Here is a 17648-nt window from a genome sequence, read left to right as displayed (position 1 = left end):
GCGCCGGAGACGCTACCTTGCCGGTCGCGTTCCAGTCCGGACCCGTCCACCGCCAGCCCTGCGCGAGACCATGATCCGTTCCGAGCCATCCCTGCGTCGTCGCCCGCTTCTGCCGACCGTCCTGCTGCTGACGGCGTCGCTGCTGGGAACGGCCGCCCCGGCCGCCGCCCAGAGCGGTGACCTGCGGGAGCTGATCAACCGGGTCAACCGGCTGGAGACGGAGCTTCAGACGCTGTCCCGCGATGTCTACCGTGGCGGCGGGCGCCCGTCGGCACCGGCGTCCGGCGGGATGGAGACGGCCCCGCCCAGCGTCGCCGCCAGCCTGGAGGCGCGGCTGACGCGGATGGAGAACGACATGCTGACCCTGAACGGCCGCTATGAGGAGGCGGCGTTCCAGATCGGCCAGCTCCGCGACCAGCTCTCCAAGCTTTCGGCCGACATCGATTTCCGCCTGTCGCGGCTGGAGCAGGGGGCCGGCGGCGGCCTGCCGCCCGCGGGTCCGGCGCCGCTGGCGGGTCCCGCCGCCGAGCCCTCGCCGGCCCCGTCCTCCCCGGCATCATCTTCTCCGGTCCGCTCCGAAGCCCCGTCGGCGTCCGAGCCGGCGACGGGCAACCTGCCTACGGGCAGCGCGCAGGAGCAGTACGACTACGCCTTCAACCTGACCCGTCAGGGCGACTATGCCGGCGCCGAGCGGGCCTTCACCCAGTTCCTCGCGCAGCACCCGACGCACCAGCTCGCGCCGAATGCGCAGTACTGGCTGGGTGAGACGCTCTATGTCCGCAACAAGTACAAGGAATCGGCCCGCGCCTTCGCCGAGGGCTACAAGAAGTACCCGAAGAGCAACAAGGCCCCCGACAGCCTGCTGAAGCTGGCCATGGCGCTCGGCAACCTGAACCAGCGCGAGGATGCCTGCATCGCCCTCGACCAGCTCCGCACCGACTTCAAGGACGCGCCGGGTACCATCCAGCGCCGGGCCGAGCAGGAACGAAACCGCCTGCGGTGCGGCTGACGGAGCCACAGCAGGGCGCGCCGGTCGCCGCCGACGAGTTCGCCGCCCGCATGGCGGCCCTGGGGCCGTTCGAGGCCCGGCCGGCCCTGGCCGTCGCCGTCTCCGGCGGTCGTGACAGTCTGGCGCTCGTGCTGCTGGCCGACGCCTGGGCGCGGGCGCGGGGCGGCCGCGTTCTTGCCCTCACCGTGGACCATGCCCTGCGGCCGGAATCGGCCGCCGAGGCCGCGCAGGTCGGCGCCTGGATGGCGGCCCGCGGCATCCGCCACGCCGTCCTGCGCTGGGAGGGGCAGAAGCCGTCCGGCGGGGTGCAGCAGGCGGCGCGGTCGGCGCGCTACGCCCTGCTGGAGGCGCGCTGCCGGGCGGAGGGGGTGCTGCACCTGCTGCTGGGCCACCAGCGCGAGGATCAGGCGGAGACGGTGCTGCTGCGGGCCGGACGGTCCAGCGGCCCCGACGGGCTGGCCGGCATGGCCGCCGTGCGCGAGCTGCCCGGGCTGCGGCTGCTGCGGCCCCTGCTGGACCTGCCGCGGGCGCGGCTGGCGGCCACCTGTGCCGCTTACGGCCAGCCCTGGCTGGACGATCCCTCCAACCTGTCCGACCGCTTCGCCCGCGGCCGGCTGCGCCAGGCCGGTGCCGGCGGGACGGAGGAGCCCTGGCAGCGGGCGCTGGCGGCGGGACAGATCCGCGCAGCGCTCGACGATGCCGCCGCCGCGGTGCTGGCCGGGCAGGCCGTGCTCTATCCTGAAGGATGGGGTGAGGTTGCCGCGGCGGCCCTCCGTGACCCGCCGGAGGCGGTCGCCCGGCGGGTTCTGCTGCGCCTCTTGCAGGCCGTGGGCGGGGCCGCCCTGCCGCCCCGCGGCGAGCGGCTGGACCGGCTGCTGGCCGTGCTCCGCCGGGGCGACCCGGCGGGTTCCGGGATCGGCGGTGACAAAGATGGGGCCGGGCGGTTCCGGGGCGCCACGCTGCACGGCTGTCTCGTGGTTCCGACCCGCGCCGGCTGGCGCATCCTGCGCGAGCCGCGGGCCGTGGCCGGACCAATGGAGGTGCCGCCTGGCGGGAGTGTCCTCTGGGACGGGCGCTTCCGGATCGCCTGGAACGGCGCAGAATCCGTGACCGTCGCGGCGCTTGGCGGGGAGACGGCGGCGTTGCCCCGCGGCGAAGCCCCCGGAGTGCCTGCCCCCGGACTGCCCGGCCTTGTCCGCCGGACCCTGCCGGCGCTGCGGCGGGACGGGCGGGTGCTCTGCGTACCCCATCTGTGGGGTATCGGTCCGGACGCCGATTCCGTACCCTGTCGGGTGCGTTTCCTGCCCCCCGAAGCAGCGTCGGGACCACGCTTCTCTGTTGTCTGGGCGGACACGAGGATTATCTAATGGGAAGCTCCCCCTGCATCGCAGGGTCTGTCGCGCACCGGTGCCCAGCTCACCCGGTTCAGCGGTGCGTCGGCCCGCGGGGCGGTCTTTGAAAGGTTACGACGTGAACAACTTCGGCAAGAACCTGGCGCTCTGGATCATCATCGGCCTCCTGCTGGTGGCCCTGTTCAACCTGTTCCAGACGTCGTCCACCCGCATGGCGCCGAACAGCATCGCCTTCAGCCAGCTTCTGGATGAGGTGGAGCGCGGCTCCGTTTCGGACGTCACCATCAAGGGCAACCAGGTGACGGGCCATCTCAGCAACGGCCAGCCGTTCTCGACCTACGTGCCGCCCGATGCCAATCTGGTCCAGCGTCTGGCCGACCGCGACGTCCGCATCACCGCCGTGCCGGACGACAGCAACGTCCCCAGCCTGTTCAGCATCCTGCTGAGCTGGTTCCCGATGCTCCTGCTGATCGGCGTCTGGATCTTCTTCATGCGCCAGATGCAGGGCGGCGGCGGCAAGGCCATGGGCTTCGGCAAGTCCCGCGCCCGCCTGCTGACGGAGAAGGTCGGCCGCGTCACCTTCGATGACGTTGCCGGCATCGACGAGGCCAAGCAGGAGCTGGAGGAGGTCGTCGAGTTCCTGAAGGACCCGCAGAAGTTCCAGCGTCTGGGCGGCAAGATCCCGAAGGGTGTGCTGCTGGTCGGTCCGCCGGGCACCGGCAAGACCCTGACCGCGCGCGCCGTGGCGGGTGAGGCCAACGTGCCCTTCTTCACCATCTCCGGGTCCGACTTCGTGGAGATGTTCGTCGGCGTCGGCGCCTCCCGCGTCCGCGACATGTTCGAGCAGGGCAAGAAGAACGCCCCCTGCATCATCTTCATCGACGAGATCGACGCCGTCGGCCGCCACCGTGGCGCCGGCCTGGGCGGCGGCAACGACGAGCGCGAGCAGACCCTCAACCAGCTCCTGGTGGAGATGGACGGCTTCGAGGCCAATGAGGGCGTGATCCTGATCGCCGCCACCAACCGGCCGGACGTGCTGGACCCGGCGCTCCTGCGTCCGGGCCGCTTCGACCGTCAGGTCGTCGTGCCGAACCCCGACGTGCTGGGCCGCGAGAAGATCCTGAAGGTCCACATGCGCAAGGTGCCGCTGTCGCCGGACGTGGACGCCCGGATCATCGCCCGCGGCACCCCGGGCTTCTCCGGTGCGGACCTTGCCAATCTGGTGAACGAGGCGGCCCTGCTGGCGGCCCGCGCGGGCAAGCGCGTGGTCGGCATGGCCGAGTTCGAGGCCGCCAAGGACAAGGTCATGATGGGGGCGGAGCGCCGCTCCATGGTCATGACCGAGCGGGAGAAGAAGCTTACCGCCTACCATGAGGCGGGCCACGCCCTGGTCGGCCTCTACATGCCGGAGAGCGACCCCCTGCACAAGGTGACCATCATCCCCCGCGGTCGCGCCCTGGGCGTGACCATGAACCTGCCGGAACGGGACAAGTACACCTACTCCAAGATCGAGCTGGAGAGCCGTCTCGCCATGATGTTCGGCGGGCGCGTGGCGGAAGAGCTGATCTTCGGGCCGGAATACGTGACCACGGGTGCCGGCAACGACATCCAGCAGGCCACCAACATGGCCCGCCGCATGGTCACCGAGTTCGGCATGTCCGACAGGCTGGGGCGCGTGCGCTACAGCGCCAATGAGCAGGAGGTGTTCCTGGGCCACAGCGTGACCCAGCAGCAGAACATGTCCGAGGCGACGGCCCAGCTCATCGACGAGGAGGTCCGGCGCATCATCGAGACGGCGGAGGGCCATGCCCGCCGCATCCTGACCGAGCGCCATGACGAGCTGGAGCGGGTCACCCAGGCGCTGCTGGAGTACGAGACCCTGTCCGGCGACGAGGTGCGCGCCCTGATCCGCGGCGAGAACATCGTGCGGCCGGAGCCGCCGGTGACCCCGCCGCAGGCCAAGCCCGAGCCGCCCAAGGGCGGTGGGCGCCGCGCCTCCGTCCCGACCACCGGCAAGGATACCGGGGGTCTGGAGCCGGAGCCGCAGCCCGGCGTCTGAGCCGGACCGGAGCACAGGTGAGTGACTGAAGGGCTCCCGGAGCGATCCGGGGGCCCTTCTTCTTTGTGCGGTTTCTTCGGGCGCGGTGGGGCATCGGCCGGCGATGATGCTTCCGGTGAACCGTTGTCCCGCGCTACCTTGCCCGACCGTTCCGCAGCCGCGAGCCGCCATGACCTCCGCCGTGCCGATCACCGTCCCGGGTGCCGTGCCGACCCTTGCCCTGCTTCCTCCGCCGGCCCGTCCGGCCGACCTCTATCTCCGCCCCACGGCCTTCCTCTCCGGGGCGGAGGCGGACCGCGCCGTCGCGGCGGGGCAGGCGCTGCGGCTGGCCGGCAGCGGCTTCGCCTTCGCCCTGCTGGAGGTGGCGGTGCGGACCCCGGCCGGCAGTGTCCGCGCCATCGCCCCGGCCGATGCCGTGCGCGGCTGGATGGCGGGGCTGGAACAGCCGGCGGCGCGGCGTGCCGCCGTGCTGCTGGCGGCGCTCACCACGCCGCCCCTGACCGTGGGCGAGCCGGCCTGGGCCGGACTGGGGCTGGGCCGGCCGCTGATCCAGGGCATCGTCAACGTCACCCCGGACAGCTTCTCCGACGGGGGCGATCATGCCGATCCCGCCGCCGCGGTCGCGCACGGCCGGGCGCTGCTGGAGGCGGGGGCGGACATCCTGGACGTGGGCGGCGAGTCGACCCGGCCGGGGGCGCAGCCGGTGGAACCGGCCGAGGAGGCGGCCCGCGTCGTCCCCGTGATCCGGGCGCTGGCGGAGGCCGGGGCCGTCGTCTCCGTGGACACCCGCCGGGCGTCGGTGATGCGGGCGGCGCTGGAGGCGGGGGCGCGGATCGTCAACGATGTCACGGCCCTGGCCGGCGATCCGGACAGCCTGTCCGTCGCCGCGGCCGCGGGCTGCCCTGTCGTGCTGATGCACATGCAGGGCGAGCCGGGCACCATGCAGCAGGACCCGCAGTACCGCGACGTGGTGCTGGACGTCTTCGACGGGCTGGAGGAGCGGCTGCTGGCGGCGGAGGCGGCGGGCATCCCCCGCCACCGTGTCGCCGTGGACCCCGGCATCGGCTTCGGCAAGACGGTGGAGCACAATCTCGCCCTGCTGCGGCAGGTGGGGATCTTCCACGCGCTGGGCTGCCCGGTGCTGGTCGGGCTCAGCCGCAAGCGCTTCATCGCCAGCCTGTCGCGTGGGGAGGCGCCGAAGCAGCGCCTCCCCGGGTCCTTGGCCGCCGGTCTGGCTACCCTCTCTCAGGGGGTGCAGATCCTGCGCGTCCATGACGTGGCGGAAACCTGGCAGGCCCGGGCGGTCTGGGGGAGCATCGGGCTGTAACCCGGTGCCGGGCATGGCCGGGCCGGCCCGATCTGCTATAAGGCGGGCCGGTTCCTGACAGGCAGGGGGGAGACGGGGGAATGACGCGCAGGCTGTTCGGCACGGACGGAATCCGCGGCACGGCCAACACGGACCCGATGACGGCGGAGATGGCGCTGAAGGTCGCCATGGCCACGGCGGCGCAGTTCCGCCGCGGCAGCCACCGCCATGTCGTGGTGATCGCCAAGGATACGCGGCTGTCGGGCTACATGCTGGAACCGGCGCTGACGGCGGGTTTCGTCTCCATGGGCATGGACGTGGTGCTGGTCGGGCCGCTGCCGACCCCGGCGGTGGCGATGCTGACGCGCTCGCTCCGGGCCGATCTGGGCGTCATGGTCTCCGCCTCGCACAACCCCTTCCACGACAACGGGATCAAGCTGTTCGGCCCGGACGGCTACAAGCTGTCGGACGAGATGGAGGCGGTGATCGAGGCCCGGATCGCCGCGGACGGGGCCGCCGACGGTCCCGCGGCGGACCTTGCCGGTCCGCGCGACCTGGGCCGCGCCTCCCGCCTGGAGGATGCGCCGGGCCGCTACATCGAGCAGGTGAAGGCCAGCTTCCCCCGCGGGCTGCGGCTGGACGGGCTGAAGATCGTCGTGGACTGCGCCAACGGTGCCGCCTACCGGGTGGCGCCGAAGGTGCTGTGGGAGCTGGGGGCGGAGGTGGTGCCGCTGGCCGTGGGGCCGGACGGCTTCAACATCAACCGCGACTGCGGCGCCACGGCACCGGCGGCGATGCGCGCCGCGGTGGTGGCGCACAAGGCCCATCTGGGCATCGCCCTGGACGGCGACGCCGACCGGCTGATCCTGGCGGACGAGAGCGGCACGCAGATCGACGGCGACCAGATCATGGCCCTGATCGGCCGGAGCTGGGCCGAGGACGGCCGGCTGAAAGGTGGCGGCGTCGTCGCCACCGTCATGTCCAACCTCGGCCTGGAGCTGTTCCTGCGCGACCGCGGCCTGACCCTGGCGCGCACGCCGGTGGGCGACCGCTACGTCGTCGAGCACATGCGCGAGCACGGCTTCAACGTGGGCGGCGAGCAGTCCGGCCACATCGTCCTGTCCGACTTCGCCACCACGGGCGACGGGCTGCTGGCGGCGTTGCAGGTCCTGGCGGAGATCCAGCGGACGGGCCGCCCCGCGTCGGAGGTGCTGCGGGTCTTCCAGCCGCTGCCGCAGCTCCTGCGCAACGTGCGCTTCGATCCCGCGGGCGGCGTCCGCCCGCTGGAGGAGGCCGGCGTCCAGGCCGCCATCCGGGCGGGGGAAGGGCGGCTGGGCGCCCGCGGCCGGGTGCTGATCCGCAAGTCGGGCACCGAACCCCTGATCCGCGTCATGGCGGAGGGGGAGGACGAAGGGCTGGTGACCGCCGTCGTGACGGACATCGTCGCCGCCGTGGAGGCGGCCACCGTATCCCAGCCCCAGCCCGCGGAATAGCGTTCCCGCGTTGACCCGGCCCGCCGTTGCGGTAAGGCTTCGCACCGGGCCGGGCGCGCGATCCTGCCGCCCGGCGACCCAGCCATTCTGACAACGGATCGGGCATGAACGGACGCATCCTCATCGTCGCCGGCTCGGATTCGGGCGGCGGCGCCGGCATCCAGGCGGACATCAAGGCGGTCACGGCCCTGGACGGCTATGCCATGACCGCCATCACCGCGCTCACCGCGCAGGACACCCGCGGCGTGCATGGCGTGCATGCGGTGCCGATCCCCTTCATCCGGCAGCAGATCCGGGTGGTGCTGGACGATCTCGGCGCCGACGCGGTGAAGACGGGCATGCTCGCCACGGCGGAGATCATCGACGCCGTGGCGGACGAGATCGCGCCCCTGGCCGGCCGCGTCCCTGTCGTGATCGACCCGGTGATGGTGTCCAAGGGCGGGCAGCGCCTGCTGGACGAAGGCGCCACGGCGGCGCTGGTCGCCCGCCTGCTGCCGCTGGCCGACCTGCTGACGCCCAACGTGCCGGAGGCGGAGGCCCTGACCGGGCTGGAGATCCGGGATCTGGACGGCCAGCGCGAGGCCGCGGCCCGGCTGCTCGCCATGGGGGCCCGGGCCGTGCTGATGAAGGGCGGCCACCTGCCGGGGCCGGAGGTGACGGACCTGCTGGTGACCCCGGCCGGGGAAACCTACTTCACCGGCGAGCGGGTGGACACGCCGCACACCCACGGCACCGGCTGCACGCTCGCCTCCGCCATCGCCACCGGGCTGGGGCAGGGGCTGCCGCTGGCCCAGGCGGTCGCCCGCGCCTCGGCCTATGTCGATCTGGCGATCCAGACGGCCCCCGGCTACGGCCACGGCCACGGGCCGCTGAACCACAGCCATACCGTCAGGCCCTTCCCATGACCACGTCCGGCCCCGCCGGGGATGCCGGCATCGTCTATGCCGTGGAGGCGGATCTGGCGCCGACCGAGTTCGTGGACGTGCTGCGCCGCTCCGGTCTGGCCGAGCGGCGGCCGGTGGACGATCCGGCGCGCATCGCCGCGATGCTGCGCCATGCCGGCCTGACCGTGACGGCGCGGGCGCCGGACGGGCGGCTGGTCGGCGTCGCCCGCTCCGTCACCGACTTCTCCTTCTGCTGCTACCTGTCCGATCTGGCGGTGGACCGGGACTGGCAGGGTCACGGCATCGGCCGCGCGCTGATGCGGCGGACCCGCGACGAGGCGGTCCGCCTGCTGGATCCCGCCGCGGGCGGCCCGCCGCTGCGTTGCCTGCTGCTGGCCGCACCCAAGGCGCGCAGCTACTACCCGCATCTGGGGCTGGCGGCGCTGGACAACGCCTTCGACTTCACCGACCTCTGAAGGACCGGCCATGCGCCTGAACAGCTACACCGTCGATGCTTTCGCCACCGGGGTGTTCGCCGGCAATCCGGCGGCCGTGGTGCCGCTCCGGGAGTGGCTGCCGGACGCGACGATGCAGGCCATCGCCGCCGAGAACAACCTCTCCGAAACCGCGTTCTGCGTGCCGGAGGGGGAGGGGACCTGGGCCATCCGCTGGTTCACGCCGGGCACGGAGGTGGATCTCTGCGGCCATGCCACCCTCGCCACCGCCTACGTGCTGTCCCGCTTCGTCGATCCCGGGCGGGAGCGCTTCGCCTTCCGCACGCGCAAGGCGGGGGACCTGTCCGTCAGCCGCGACGGCGAGGTCTTCACCCTGGACTTCCCGGCCCGGCCGCCCGTGCCGGTCGAGGCCCCGGCGGACCTGCTGGAGGGGCTGGGCGGTCCGCCGCCGGCCGCCATCCTGACCGCCCGGGACTTCCTGGTGGTCTATCCGACGGCGGAGCAGGTCCGCGCCCTGAGCCCGCGCATGGACCGGCTGGCGGCCCTGGACCGCATGACCATCGTCACCGCGCCCGGCGACGCACCGGGCATCGACTTCGTCTCCCGCTTCTTCGCGCCGGCCAAGGGCGTGCCGGAGGACCCGGTCACCGGTTCCGCCCACTGCACCCTGATCCCCTACTGGGCCGGCCGGCTGGGCCGCACCCGGCTGGAGGCGGAGCAGGTGTCCCGCCGCGGCGGCCGGCTGCACTGTGCGCTGGAGGGCGACCGGGTGCGGATCGGCGGCCGTGCCGCGCTCTATCTGGAAGGGATGATCCACATCTGAACCACGGAACGACGCGCCCGGCATCCGGTCTTTTCCGGATGCCGTCCCGCCAGACAAACAGGTTTACCCTGGGGGCGTAATCCAGCAAGATAGGCCCGAACGATCACAACTGCCGGACACGGGCCTGCGGACGATACCGCGGGCGCGATCCGGTTTTAGCTGAACGTGGCGGACCGTGTTGGACCAGGCGTTGAACAAGGCGCAGCTCGTCGGCCGGGTACGCCATTCCTTCGAGCTGCACAGCTTCCATGGCGACCAGTGGCTGGTCGTCAAGGATGCCGCCGACCTGCGCCAGATCGAGCCGGCGGCCGCCCTGCTGGTGCAGCGCAACGAGGTGGAGGGCGTGCGCGTCGTCCGCCGCACCGACTATGTGGACCACGGCTTCTCCACCACGGTCACCATCGTCAAGCGCATGCGCGCGGGCGTGCAGGAGACCGATCCCCTGCTGCGCGCCAATCCCGGCCGTGACGCCTCCTGGTGCGACAGTCCCGACGATCTCGCCGGCGATCCGCAGCGGCAGGTGTTCCGTGGCCTGCTCGCCAAGTATCTGGACGAGCGCCGCCTGACCCCGCTGGAAATCCTCTACTACGAGGTCCACGCCAAGGCGCTGGACCAGGCCGGCACGACGGTGCAGGGCGCCCTGCAACGCCTTGCCAGCACCCAGGTGCGCGGCACCAAGCAGACTGCCGTCGCCCGGGTGAAGGAACTGCTGGCGATCGTGGAGGAGGGGCTCGGACGGTTGCAGAAGGAGGCGAAGGCCGGGCCGCCGCTCCGGCTGGGGCCGCCGACGCTGGCGGAGGTCGGCCGGCAGCTCCGCGGCCAGCCGGGCGATCCGCATCCGCCGCTCTACCGCGCCGTGGCGGCCCATCTGGCCGAGTCGAAGTCGTGGGTGGAGAAGCTGGACCGGCTGTTCCGCCTCTGGACCCCCGACCTGACGGTCGTGGAGATGCGGGTCGTCGACTCGCTCGCGGCGGAAATCCTCGCCTCGCCCCTGGCCCTGCGCGAACTGGCGGGGGCCGAGCGGCCGCGCTTCGAGCTGGTGCTGAACGCCGTCGATCTCTATGTCGGCAACCTCGCCATCGCGGCGTCCACCTCGCTGCCGCCGGGGGTGCAGGCCCTGTCCAGGCTGCTGGCCCAGGGGGCGCTGCCGCGCACCCTGGCCGAGCTGCGGGTCGGGCTGCTGCGCCACCTGCACGCGCGCCAGCCGCTGCGCGCCGGCATCGGCATCCGCGACGAGATCGCGGCCAGTGTCGAGATCCTGGAGTACATCCGGCGCAAGGCGCCGACCCTGGCCCGTGACGAGGAGGTGCTGGAGGCGCTGGCGACCCGCGTGGACCGGCTGATCCAGCCCGAGGCGATGGCCGACCTGCTGGGCCAGTCGCGCACCTGCACCGGCCGTATCGAGCTTGTGCTCGGGCTGATGGAGCAGGCGCCGGGGGAGGCGCCGAAGGCCAAGCTCGCGCCCTATCTGCGCTCGCTGCTGGTGCCGGAGGACATCATCCGGGAGACGGGTGGCCTGCACAACCGGGGCGAGGCGATGAAGCCCCTGGCGACCATCGCCTCCCGGGTGGCCGGGATCGGCCTGCCGGCCGGGCCGCGGCGGGAGCTGCTGGAGCTGATCGACACGGCGCTGCACGACCTGATCCGGAAGGAAGTGATCGGCAACTCCTCCGTCCCCTATGCCGACCGCATCCTCAGCCTGATCCGGCTCGGCCCCTGCCTGCCGGCGGAAGGCAAGGCCCGGCAGGTCGCTTCGGAGCTGCTGACCCAGGCCCTGCACCGGCCGGAGTTCATCCTGCGCTACCTGGAGCGCTTTCCCGGCCCGCAGGAGCGCAAGGACGCGCTCCAGAAGCTGTGCGCCCTGCTGACCGAGTCGGGGCTGGTCCCCGCCGCGCTGATCCCCAACGCCCTCGCCTGAACGCCCGCCGGAAGCGCTTCCGCGCCGGCCCCCCCGGACTGTCAGGCCCCGCAAGGAAGTTTCGCCTGCGCGCCCGGCATGGCCGCAATGTGTCCGCCCGCGTTGGTGGCGATTGACCGACCTTGCGGCGCCCCCTACTTTCCGCGGCGGGACACGCCCCCCCAACGGGGCGCTCTATTCTGTAAGGAATAGTCTATGACGGCTCTGCCGAAGCCGGATTCGCGCCCTGCGAACCCGCAGTTCTCGTCCGGCCCCTGCGCCAAGCGCCCCGGCTGGACCATCGAGGCCCTCAAGGGTGCCCTCGTCGGTCGCTCCCACCGCTCCAAGCCCGGCAAGGCCAAGCTTGAGCAGGTGATCACCCTCAGCAAGGAAATCCTGGGCATCCCCGCCGACTACCGGCTGGGCATCGTGCCCGCCTCCGACACCGGCGCCGTGGAGATGGCGCTCTGGTCGCTGCTCGGCGCCCGCGGCGTCGACATGCTGGCCTGGGAGAGCTTCGGCAAGGACTGGGTCACCGACGTGGTCAAGCAGCTCCGGCTGACCGACGTGCGGGAATTCAAGGCTCCCTACGGCGCGCTGCCCGACCTGACCCAGGTCGATTTCGGCCGCGACGTGGTCTTCACCTGGAACGGCACCACCTCCGGCGTGCGCGTGCCGGACGGCGACTGGATCCCGGACGACCGGCAGGGCCTGACCATCTGCGACGCGACCTCGGCCACCTTCGCCATGGACCTGCCCTGGTCCAAGCTCGACGTGGTCACCTGGTCCTGGCAGAAGGTGCTGGGCGGTGAGGCGGCGCACGGCATGCTGGTGCTCAGCCCCCGCGCCGTGGAACGGCTGGAGAGCTACAAGCCCGCATGGCCGATGCCGAAGATCTTCCGCATGACCAAGGACGGGAAGATCGTCGAAGGCATCTTCAAGGGTGAGACGATCAACACCCCCTCCATGATCGCGGTGGAGGATGCGCTGGACGGCCTGACCTGGGCGAAGTCCATCGGCGGCCTGCCGGCCCTGATCGGCCGGTCGGAGGCGAACCTGACGGCGGTCGCCGACTGGGTGGCGCGCACCGACTGGGTTGATTTCCTGCCGCAGCGGGCGGAAACCCGTTCCTGCACCTCCATCTGCCTGAAGATCGTCGATCCCTGGGCCACCGGCCAGTCGGCCGAGGCGCAGGCGGACATCGCCAAGAAGGTCGCCGCCCTGCTGGAGAAGGAGGGCGTCGCGCTTGACGCCGGCGCCTACCGCGACGCCCCGCCGGGGCTGCGCATCTGGGGCGGCGCCACGGTGGAGACGGCCGACATCCAGGCGCTGCTGCCCTGGCTCGACTGGGCCTATGCCACGGTGAAGGCGGGCTGATCCCTTTCCCGTCGGGAATACCGGCCGGAAGGTGGCGGGGGCCGGCTGCGGCCGGCCCTGCCGCCATCGCCCGCACCGGACCCGGACCCGACCGGCCAACGCGGCAGTTCCCATGCCCCTGTCCGCCTATCTCGTCCCCGTCCTGCTGCTGGTCGCCAGCAATGTCTTCATGACGCTGGCCTGGTACGGGCACCTGAAGTTCAAGGCCGCGCCCCTGACGCTCGTCATCCTGGCGAGCTGGGGCATCGCCTTCTTCGAATACTGTCTCCAGGTGCCGGCGAACCGGATGGGACACGCCGTCTATACCGCCCCCCAGCTCAAGATGATCCAGGAGGCGATCACGCTCCTGGTCTTCGCCGGCTTCTCCACCCTCTATCTGGGGGAATCGCTGCGCTGGAACGACTGGGTGGCGTTCGTGCTGATCTTCGTCGCCGTTTTCTTCTCGGTCCACGACTGGAGCTGACCCGCGCGGGTCGCCAGCCATCTCCCAAGGAGCAGTGCCATGCCCAAGGTTCTCATCTCCGACAGCCTGAGCCCCCGCGCGGTCGAAATCTTCAAGGAGCGGGGCATCGAGGTCGATGTGAAGACCGGCCTGAAGCCGGACGAGCTGAAGGCCATCATCGGCGGCTATGACGGTCTGGCCATCCGGTCTTCGACCAAAGTGACCAAGGACGTGCTGGCCGTCGCCACCAACCTGCGCGTCGTCGGCCGCGCCGGCATCGGCGTGGACAATGTGGACGTGCCGGCCGCCACCGCCCGCGGCGTGGTCGTGATGAACACGCCCTTCGGCAACTCCATCACCACGGCCGAGCACGCCATCGCCATGATGATGGCGCTGGCCCGCGACATCCCGGAGGCGAACGCCTCCACCCACGCCGGCAAGTGGGAGAAGAACCGCTTCATGGGCGTCGAGCTGTACGGCAAGACGCTCGGCGTGATCGGCTGCGGCAACATCGGCTCCATCGTCGCCGACCGCGCCCTGGGCCTGAAGATGAAGGTCGTCGCCTTCGACCCCTTCCTGTCGCCCGAACGCGCCCAGGACCTGGGCGTGGAGAAGGTGGAGCTGGACGAGCTGCTGCGCCGGGCCGACTTCATCACCCTGCACACGCCGCTGACGAACGAGACCCGCGCCATCCTGAACCGCGACAGCCTCGCCCGGACGAAGAAGGGCGTGCGCATCATCAACTGCGCCCGCGGCGGTCTGATCGTCGAGGAGGACCTGAAGGCGGCGATCGAGAGCGGCCATGTCGCCGGCGCCGCCCTGGACGTCTTCGCCGAGGAACCGGCAAAGCAGAACGGCCTGTTCGGCATGGACCGCGTCATCTGCACCCCGCACCTGGGGGCCAGCACGACCGAGGCGCAGGAGAACGTCGCCCTCCAGGTCGCCGAGCAGATGGCCGACTATCTGGTCAGCGGCGCCGTGGTGAACGCGCTGAACATGCCGTCCGTCTCGGCCGAGGATGCGCCGAAGCTGCGCCCCTACATGAAGCTGGCCGAGCAGCTCGGCAGCTTCGCCGGCCAGATCACCGAGACGGGGCTGAAGGCCGTCACGGTGGAGTTCGAGGGCCAGGTGGCGGAGCTGAACACCCGGCCGCTGACCGCCGTCGTGCTGAAGGGCCTGCTGGCCCCGCTGATGGAGTCGGTGAACATGGTCAACGCCCCCGTCATCGCGCGGGAGCGGGAGATCAAGGTGTCGGAGACCAAGCGGCAGGATGCGGGCGATTACCAGACGCTGATCCGCGTCATCGTCTCCACCGAGGCGCGGACGCGCACCCTCGCCGGCACCCTGTTCGGCGGCGACAAGCCCCGGCTGGTGGAGATCGAGGACGTGCCGATCGAGGCCGAGGTCACGCCCAACATGCTGTTCATCCGCAACGAGGACAAGCCGGGCTTCATCGGCAAGCTGGGCACCGCGCTGGGTGATGCGGGCGTGAACATCGCCACCTTCCACCTGGGCCGCACCGCCGCGGGCGAGACGGCCATCGCGCTGGTCTGCGTGGACCAGCCGTTGGGCGACGACCTGGTCGAGCGCATCCGCGCCCTGCCCAGCGTGGTGCGGGCCAAGGCACTCACCTTCTGATCAGGTGTCCCGACACCTTTTGCAGCGTTTTGTAACGATCGCGGCCCCCTCGACGTGGTAAAAAGAGGGGGTCGCACGATCCTGTGCGGCGTCCGGTTTCCCTCCAGCCTCCAGGGTCGCCCCATGAAGTACGGCACAGGAACGCCCACCGGCGTCAGTACGTCCGACCTCGCCAGTGCCCTACAGGAGATCAGCCGCGAGCTGGAGGGACTGCGGGCCGAGATCGAGAAGGTGGGGACCGTGGCCCAGCAGATCGACGCCATCGCCAAGCAGACCAACCTGCTGGCGCTGAACGCCACCATCGAGGCCGCCCGCGCCGGGGAGGCGGGCAAGGGCTTCGCCGTCGTGGCGGGCGAGGTGAAGAACCTCTCCGGCCAGACGGCGGCGGCCACCGCCGAGATTTCCAGCGTGTTGCAGAGCCTGACCAAGCGGACCCAGCATCTGGGCCAGCTCGTCGAGCGGGCGATCACCACCGCCTGAGGGCACCACCGCCTGACGGGAGCCGGCCGGCCTGTCGACGGGGTCTTGCCCCGGCCGCTCCGGCGTGCTCCCTTGCCGGCCATGACCGACCGTCCAGAGAGCGTCCCATCCGTTGTCGTCATCGGCGCCGGTCCCGCAGGGCTGATGGCGGCCGAAACCCTGTCGGCTGCCGGCGTGGCGGTGGATGTCTACGACGCCATGCCGTCGCCCGGCCGCAAGCTCCTGATGGCCGGCCGCGGCGGCCTGAACATCACCCATTCGGAGCCGCTGGACCGCTTCGTCGGGCGCTACGGCCCGGCCCGCGAGCTGTTCCGCCGGCTGCTCGCCCGCTTCTCCCCCGCCGATCTGCGCGCCTGGTGCGCCGCCCTGGGCGTGCCGACCTTCGTCGGCAGTTCCGGCCGCGTCTTTCCGGAGACGTTCAAGGCCAGCGTGCTGCTGCGCGCCTGGCTGCGCCGGCTGGACGGGCAGGGGGTGCGGCTGCACCTGCGCCACCGCTGGACCGGCTGGACGCCGGACGGTGCCCTGGCGCTGACGGCGCCGGACGGTCCGTTGACACTGCGCCCGGCGGTCACGGTCCTGGCGCTCGGCGGGGCGAGCTGGCCACGCCTGGGGTCGGACGGTGCCTGGGCTGGCTGGCTCGCGGCGCGCGCCGTCGGGCTGGCACCCTTCCGCCCGTCCAACAGCGGCTTCGACCGGCCCTGGAGCCCCGGATTCCTGGAGCGGGCGGAAGGCCAGCCGCTGAAGCGCATCGCCGTCAGCTTCGCCGGCCGCACCGTGCCGGGGGAACTGGTCGTCACCCGCGCGGGCCTGGAGGGCGGGGCGCTCTATGCCCTGTCCGCTCCCGTCCGGGAGGCGATCGAGCGCGACGGCCGCGCCGTCGTCACCCTGGACCTGAAGCCCGACCTGACCCTGGCGCAGGTGCAGAACAAGCTGGCGCGGGTGCCGGCGGCGGACAGCCTCGCCAACCGGCTGCGCAAGGCCCTGTCGTTGGCGCCGCCGGTGCCGGCCCTGCTGCGCGAACTGGCGCCGGAAGGGGCGCTGGCCGGTGCCGGCCGGCTGGCCGCCGCGGTCAAGGCCCTGCCGGTGGAGCTGACCGGCCTGCGCGGGCTGGAGCGGGCCATCTCCACCGCCGGCGGGGTCCGGCTGGACGAGCTGGACGAGGCCCTGATGCTGCGCCGGCTGCCGGGTGTCTTCTGCTGCGGCGAGATGCTGGACTGGGAGGCGCCGACCGGCGGCTACCTGTTGCAAGGATGCTTCGCCAGCGGCGTCGCGGCGGGGGAGGGCGCATTGCGCTTCTTGTCTTCCCATCCGCCTTCGGATATGTCTCCGCCCATCCTTTCCGGTCCGTAAGGGCTTCATGTCTGGGATTGTCACCGTCCGCTGACCCGTGTCCGCGCCCCTGGCGCCACGGATCAGCCTGCGTAAGTCCGAGCCGCCGTCCGCCGAGCGGGCGCCGGTTTCCTCGGCTGCCTCAGCCTGTCCGCTGACTGACGACATATCCCGGAAAAATGAACATCTCCAAGCCGGAGCAGCGCACCCTGCATGCGCTCGCCCGTGGCGGCCGTATCGACATCGAAAAGGACGACGACCGCCGTATCATCGAGGTTGACTGCATCACCCGCGAGGGGTGGCGCCTGCTCGACTGCGACATGACCACCTTCAGGAAACTCCGCTCCAAGCGCCTGATCGCGTCGGAGAACGGCGGTCCCTACCGCATCACGCGCAAGGGACTGGCTGCCGTCCGGCCGCAGCCGGACAACCGATCGTGATCCGGCCCCAGCCGGACAACCGATCATGATCCGGCCGTAATCGGGAGCAAGCCCGATCCGGTCCCCGGCGATGCCCGTCGGGGACCGGGGACGGTGGAGCCTACCGCGGCACGGGGATGGCGTGGGTCGCCTTGACCTCTTCCATCACCATGTAGGTGTGGGTCTGCGCCACGCCGGGGATGATGGAGAGCTTGTCGCCCAGGAACGCCCGGTAGGCAGCCATGTCCGCCACCCGCACCTTGATCAGATAGTCGAATCCGCCGGCCACCATGTGGCACTCCAGGATCTCCTCCAGCTTCGACACCGCCTCGGCGAAGATGCGGAAGACATCGCCCGAGGTGCGCTCCAGCCGCACCTCCACGAAGGCCAGCAGACCCCGGTCCAGCCGGTCAGGGTCCAGCAGCGCCATGTAGCCCTGGATATAGCCGTCACGCTCCAGCCGGCGCACCCGCTCCAGGCAGGGGGTGGGCGAGAGGTGCACCCGGCGGGCCAGCTCCACATTCGCAATGCGGCCGTTCTGTTGCAGGATGCGCAGGATGTTCAGGTCGATGCGATCCAGGCGCGGCGCCGTCTGATCCCCTGCCATAGATTCTCCCGTCGATCCGCCATACCCTGGTGGATCATACTGCGAATCTGTATAAGTCGGCGGAAAATCCGCAGATTG

General features: G+C 71.4%; 16 protein-coding genes. 15 read left to right on the top strand and 1 reads right to left on the bottom strand.

Annotated elements, in window-relative coordinates:
* Positions 1–70: 70 nt before the first annotated feature.
* From ybgF to ACFQPS_RS08900, 15 genes are all read left to right on the top strand, one after another.
* Complete coding sequence (gene ybgF, locus ACFQPS_RS08970) at positions 71–1009, top strand: tol-pal system protein YbgF (protein WP_377358283.1); 939 nt, start codon at positions 71–73, stop codon at positions 1007–1009.
* Positions 1000–2376: a tRNA lysidine(34) synthetase TilS gene (gene tilS, locus ACFQPS_RS08965; protein ID WP_377358281.1), complete on the top strand. Its 1377-nt coding sequence runs from the start codon at positions 1000–1002 to the stop codon at positions 2374–2376. Before ybgF ends, tilS begins: the two co-directional genes overlap by 10 nt.
* Positions 2377–2479: 103 nt before the next feature.
* The gene (gene ftsH, locus ACFQPS_RS08960; protein ID WP_377358279.1) at positions 2480–4420 is read left to right on the top strand and encodes an ATP-dependent zinc metalloprotease FtsH; all 1941 of its coding nucleotides are present in this window, start codon (positions 2480–2482) and stop codon (positions 4418–4420) included.
* 169 nt (positions 4421–4589) lie between these two features.
* Positions 4590–5747 (top strand): dihydropteroate synthase, encoded by a 1158-nt coding sequence (gene folP, locus ACFQPS_RS08955; protein WP_377358277.1) that lies wholly within the window; start codon positions 4590–4592, stop codon positions 5745–5747.
* 80 nt (positions 5748–5827) lie between these two features.
* A complete protein-coding gene (glmM, locus tag ACFQPS_RS08950; RefSeq protein WP_377358275.1) occupies positions 5828–7219 on the top strand; it encodes a phosphoglucosamine mutase in 1392 nt (463 codons plus the stop codon).
* A gap of 104 nt (positions 7220–7323) precedes the next feature.
* Positions 7324–8124, top strand: coding sequence for a bifunctional hydroxymethylpyrimidine kinase/phosphomethylpyrimidine kinase (gene thiD / locus ACFQPS_RS08945; protein WP_377358273.1), 801 nt, complete (start codon positions 7324–7326; stop codon positions 8122–8124).
* On the top strand, positions 8121–8579 hold the full coding sequence (locus tag ACFQPS_RS08940) for a GNAT family N-acetyltransferase (protein WP_377358271.1): 459 nt from the start codon (positions 8121–8123) through the stop codon (positions 8577–8579). Before thiD ends, ACFQPS_RS08940 begins: the two co-directional genes overlap by 4 nt.
* Positions 8580–8589: 10 nt before the next feature.
* The gene (locus ACFQPS_RS08935; RefSeq protein WP_377358269.1) at positions 8590–9381 is read left to right on the top strand and encodes a PhzF family phenazine biosynthesis protein; all 792 of its coding nucleotides are present in this window, start codon (positions 8590–8592) and stop codon (positions 9379–9381) included.
* Positions 9382–9556: 175 nt separating this feature from the next.
* Positions 9557–11299, top strand: a complete 1743-nt coding sequence (locus tag ACFQPS_RS08930) for a hypothetical protein (protein ID WP_377358267.1) — start codon at positions 9557–9559, stop codon at positions 11297–11299.
* A gap of 195 nt (positions 11300–11494) precedes the next feature.
* Positions 11495–12655, top strand: coding sequence for a phosphoserine transaminase (locus tag ACFQPS_RS08925; protein ID WP_377358265.1), 1161 nt, complete (start codon positions 11495–11497; stop codon positions 12653–12655).
* 112 nt (positions 12656–12767) lie between these two features.
* Entirely contained in the window at positions 12768–13118 is a 351-nt protein-coding gene (locus tag ACFQPS_RS08920) for a DMT family protein (protein ID WP_377358263.1), read from the top strand.
* 39 nt (positions 13119–13157) lie between these two features.
* Entirely contained in the window at positions 13158–14735 is a 1578-nt protein-coding gene (gene serA, locus ACFQPS_RS08915; protein WP_377358261.1) for a phosphoglycerate dehydrogenase, read from the top strand.
* 123 nt (positions 14736–14858) lie between these two features.
* On the top strand, positions 14859–15215 hold the full coding sequence (locus tag ACFQPS_RS08910) for a methyl-accepting chemotaxis protein (RefSeq protein WP_012566967.1): 357 nt from the start codon (positions 14859–14861) through the stop codon (positions 15213–15215).
* Between the two features lie 81 nt (positions 15216–15296).
* Positions 15297–16565 carry a TIGR03862 family flavoprotein gene (locus tag ACFQPS_RS08905; RefSeq protein ID WP_377358258.1) on the top strand — a complete coding sequence of 423 codons (1269 nt, stop codon included), beginning with the start codon at positions 15297–15299 and terminating at the stop codon, positions 16563–16565.
* 158 nt (positions 16566–16723) lie between these two features.
* Positions 16724–16984 (top strand): YjhX family toxin, encoded by a 261-nt coding sequence (locus tag ACFQPS_RS08900; RefSeq protein ID WP_012566965.1) that lies wholly within the window; start codon positions 16724–16726, stop codon positions 16982–16984.
* A 100-nt stretch (positions 16985–17084) separates the two neighbouring features.
* Here ACFQPS_RS08900 and ACFQPS_RS08895 read toward each other — a convergent pair whose 3' ends face one another.
* Positions 17085–17570, bottom strand: coding sequence for an Lrp/AsnC ligand binding domain-containing protein (locus ACFQPS_RS08895; protein ID WP_377358256.1), 486 nt, complete (start codon positions 17568–17570; stop codon positions 17085–17087).
* Positions 17571–17648 lie beyond the last annotated feature (78 nt).

It is taken from the genome of Rhodocista pekingensis, from assembly GCF_042665545.1.
GTDB lineage: Bacteria > Pseudomonadota > Alphaproteobacteria > Azospirillales > Azospirillaceae > Rhodocista > Rhodocista pekingensis.
This window is presented reverse-complemented; position numbering and strand designations above follow the sequence as displayed.

Coding starts and splice junctions, on each gene's coding strand:
- ybgF (WP_377358283.1), top strand. CDS start 71: ATGATCCGTTCCGAGCCATCCCTGCGTCGTCGCCCGCTTCTGCCGACC.
- folP (WP_377358277.1), top strand. CDS start 4,590: ATGACCTCCGCCGTGCCGATCACCGTCCCGGGTGCCGTGCCGACCCTT.
- glmM (WP_377358275.1), top strand. CDS start 5,828: ATGACGCGCAGGCTGTTCGGCACGGACGGAATCCGCGGCACGGCCAAC.
- thiD (WP_377358273.1), top strand. CDS start 7,324: ATGAACGGACGCATCCTCATCGTCGCCGGCTCGGATTCGGGCGGCGGC.
- ACFQPS_RS08940 (WP_377358271.1), top strand. CDS start 8,121: ATGACCACGTCCGGCCCCGCCGGGGATGCCGGCATCGTCTATGCCGTG.
- ACFQPS_RS08935 (WP_377358269.1), top strand. CDS start 8,590: ATGCGCCTGAACAGCTACACCGTCGATGCTTTCGCCACCGGGGTGTTC.
- ACFQPS_RS08925 (WP_377358265.1), top strand. CDS start 11,495: ATGACGGCTCTGCCGAAGCCGGATTCGCGCCCTGCGAACCCGCAGTTC.
- ACFQPS_RS08920 (WP_377358263.1), top strand. CDS start 12,768: ATGCCCCTGTCCGCCTATCTCGTCCCCGTCCTGCTGCTGGTCGCCAGC.
- serA (WP_377358261.1), top strand. CDS start 13,158: ATGCCCAAGGTTCTCATCTCCGACAGCCTGAGCCCCCGCGCGGTCGAA.
- ACFQPS_RS08910 (WP_012566967.1), top strand. CDS start 14,859: ATGAAGTACGGCACAGGAACGCCCACCGGCGTCAGTACGTCCGACCTC.
- ACFQPS_RS08905 (WP_377358258.1), top strand. CDS start 15,297: ATGACCGACCGTCCAGAGAGCGTCCCATCCGTTGTCGTCATCGGCGCC.
- ACFQPS_RS08900 (WP_012566965.1), top strand. CDS start 16,724: ATGAACATCTCCAAGCCGGAGCAGCGCACCCTGCATGCGCTCGCCCGT.
- ACFQPS_RS08895 (WP_377358256.1), bottom strand. CDS start 17,570: ATGGCAGGGGATCAGACGGCGCCGCGCCTGGATCGCATCGACCTGAAC.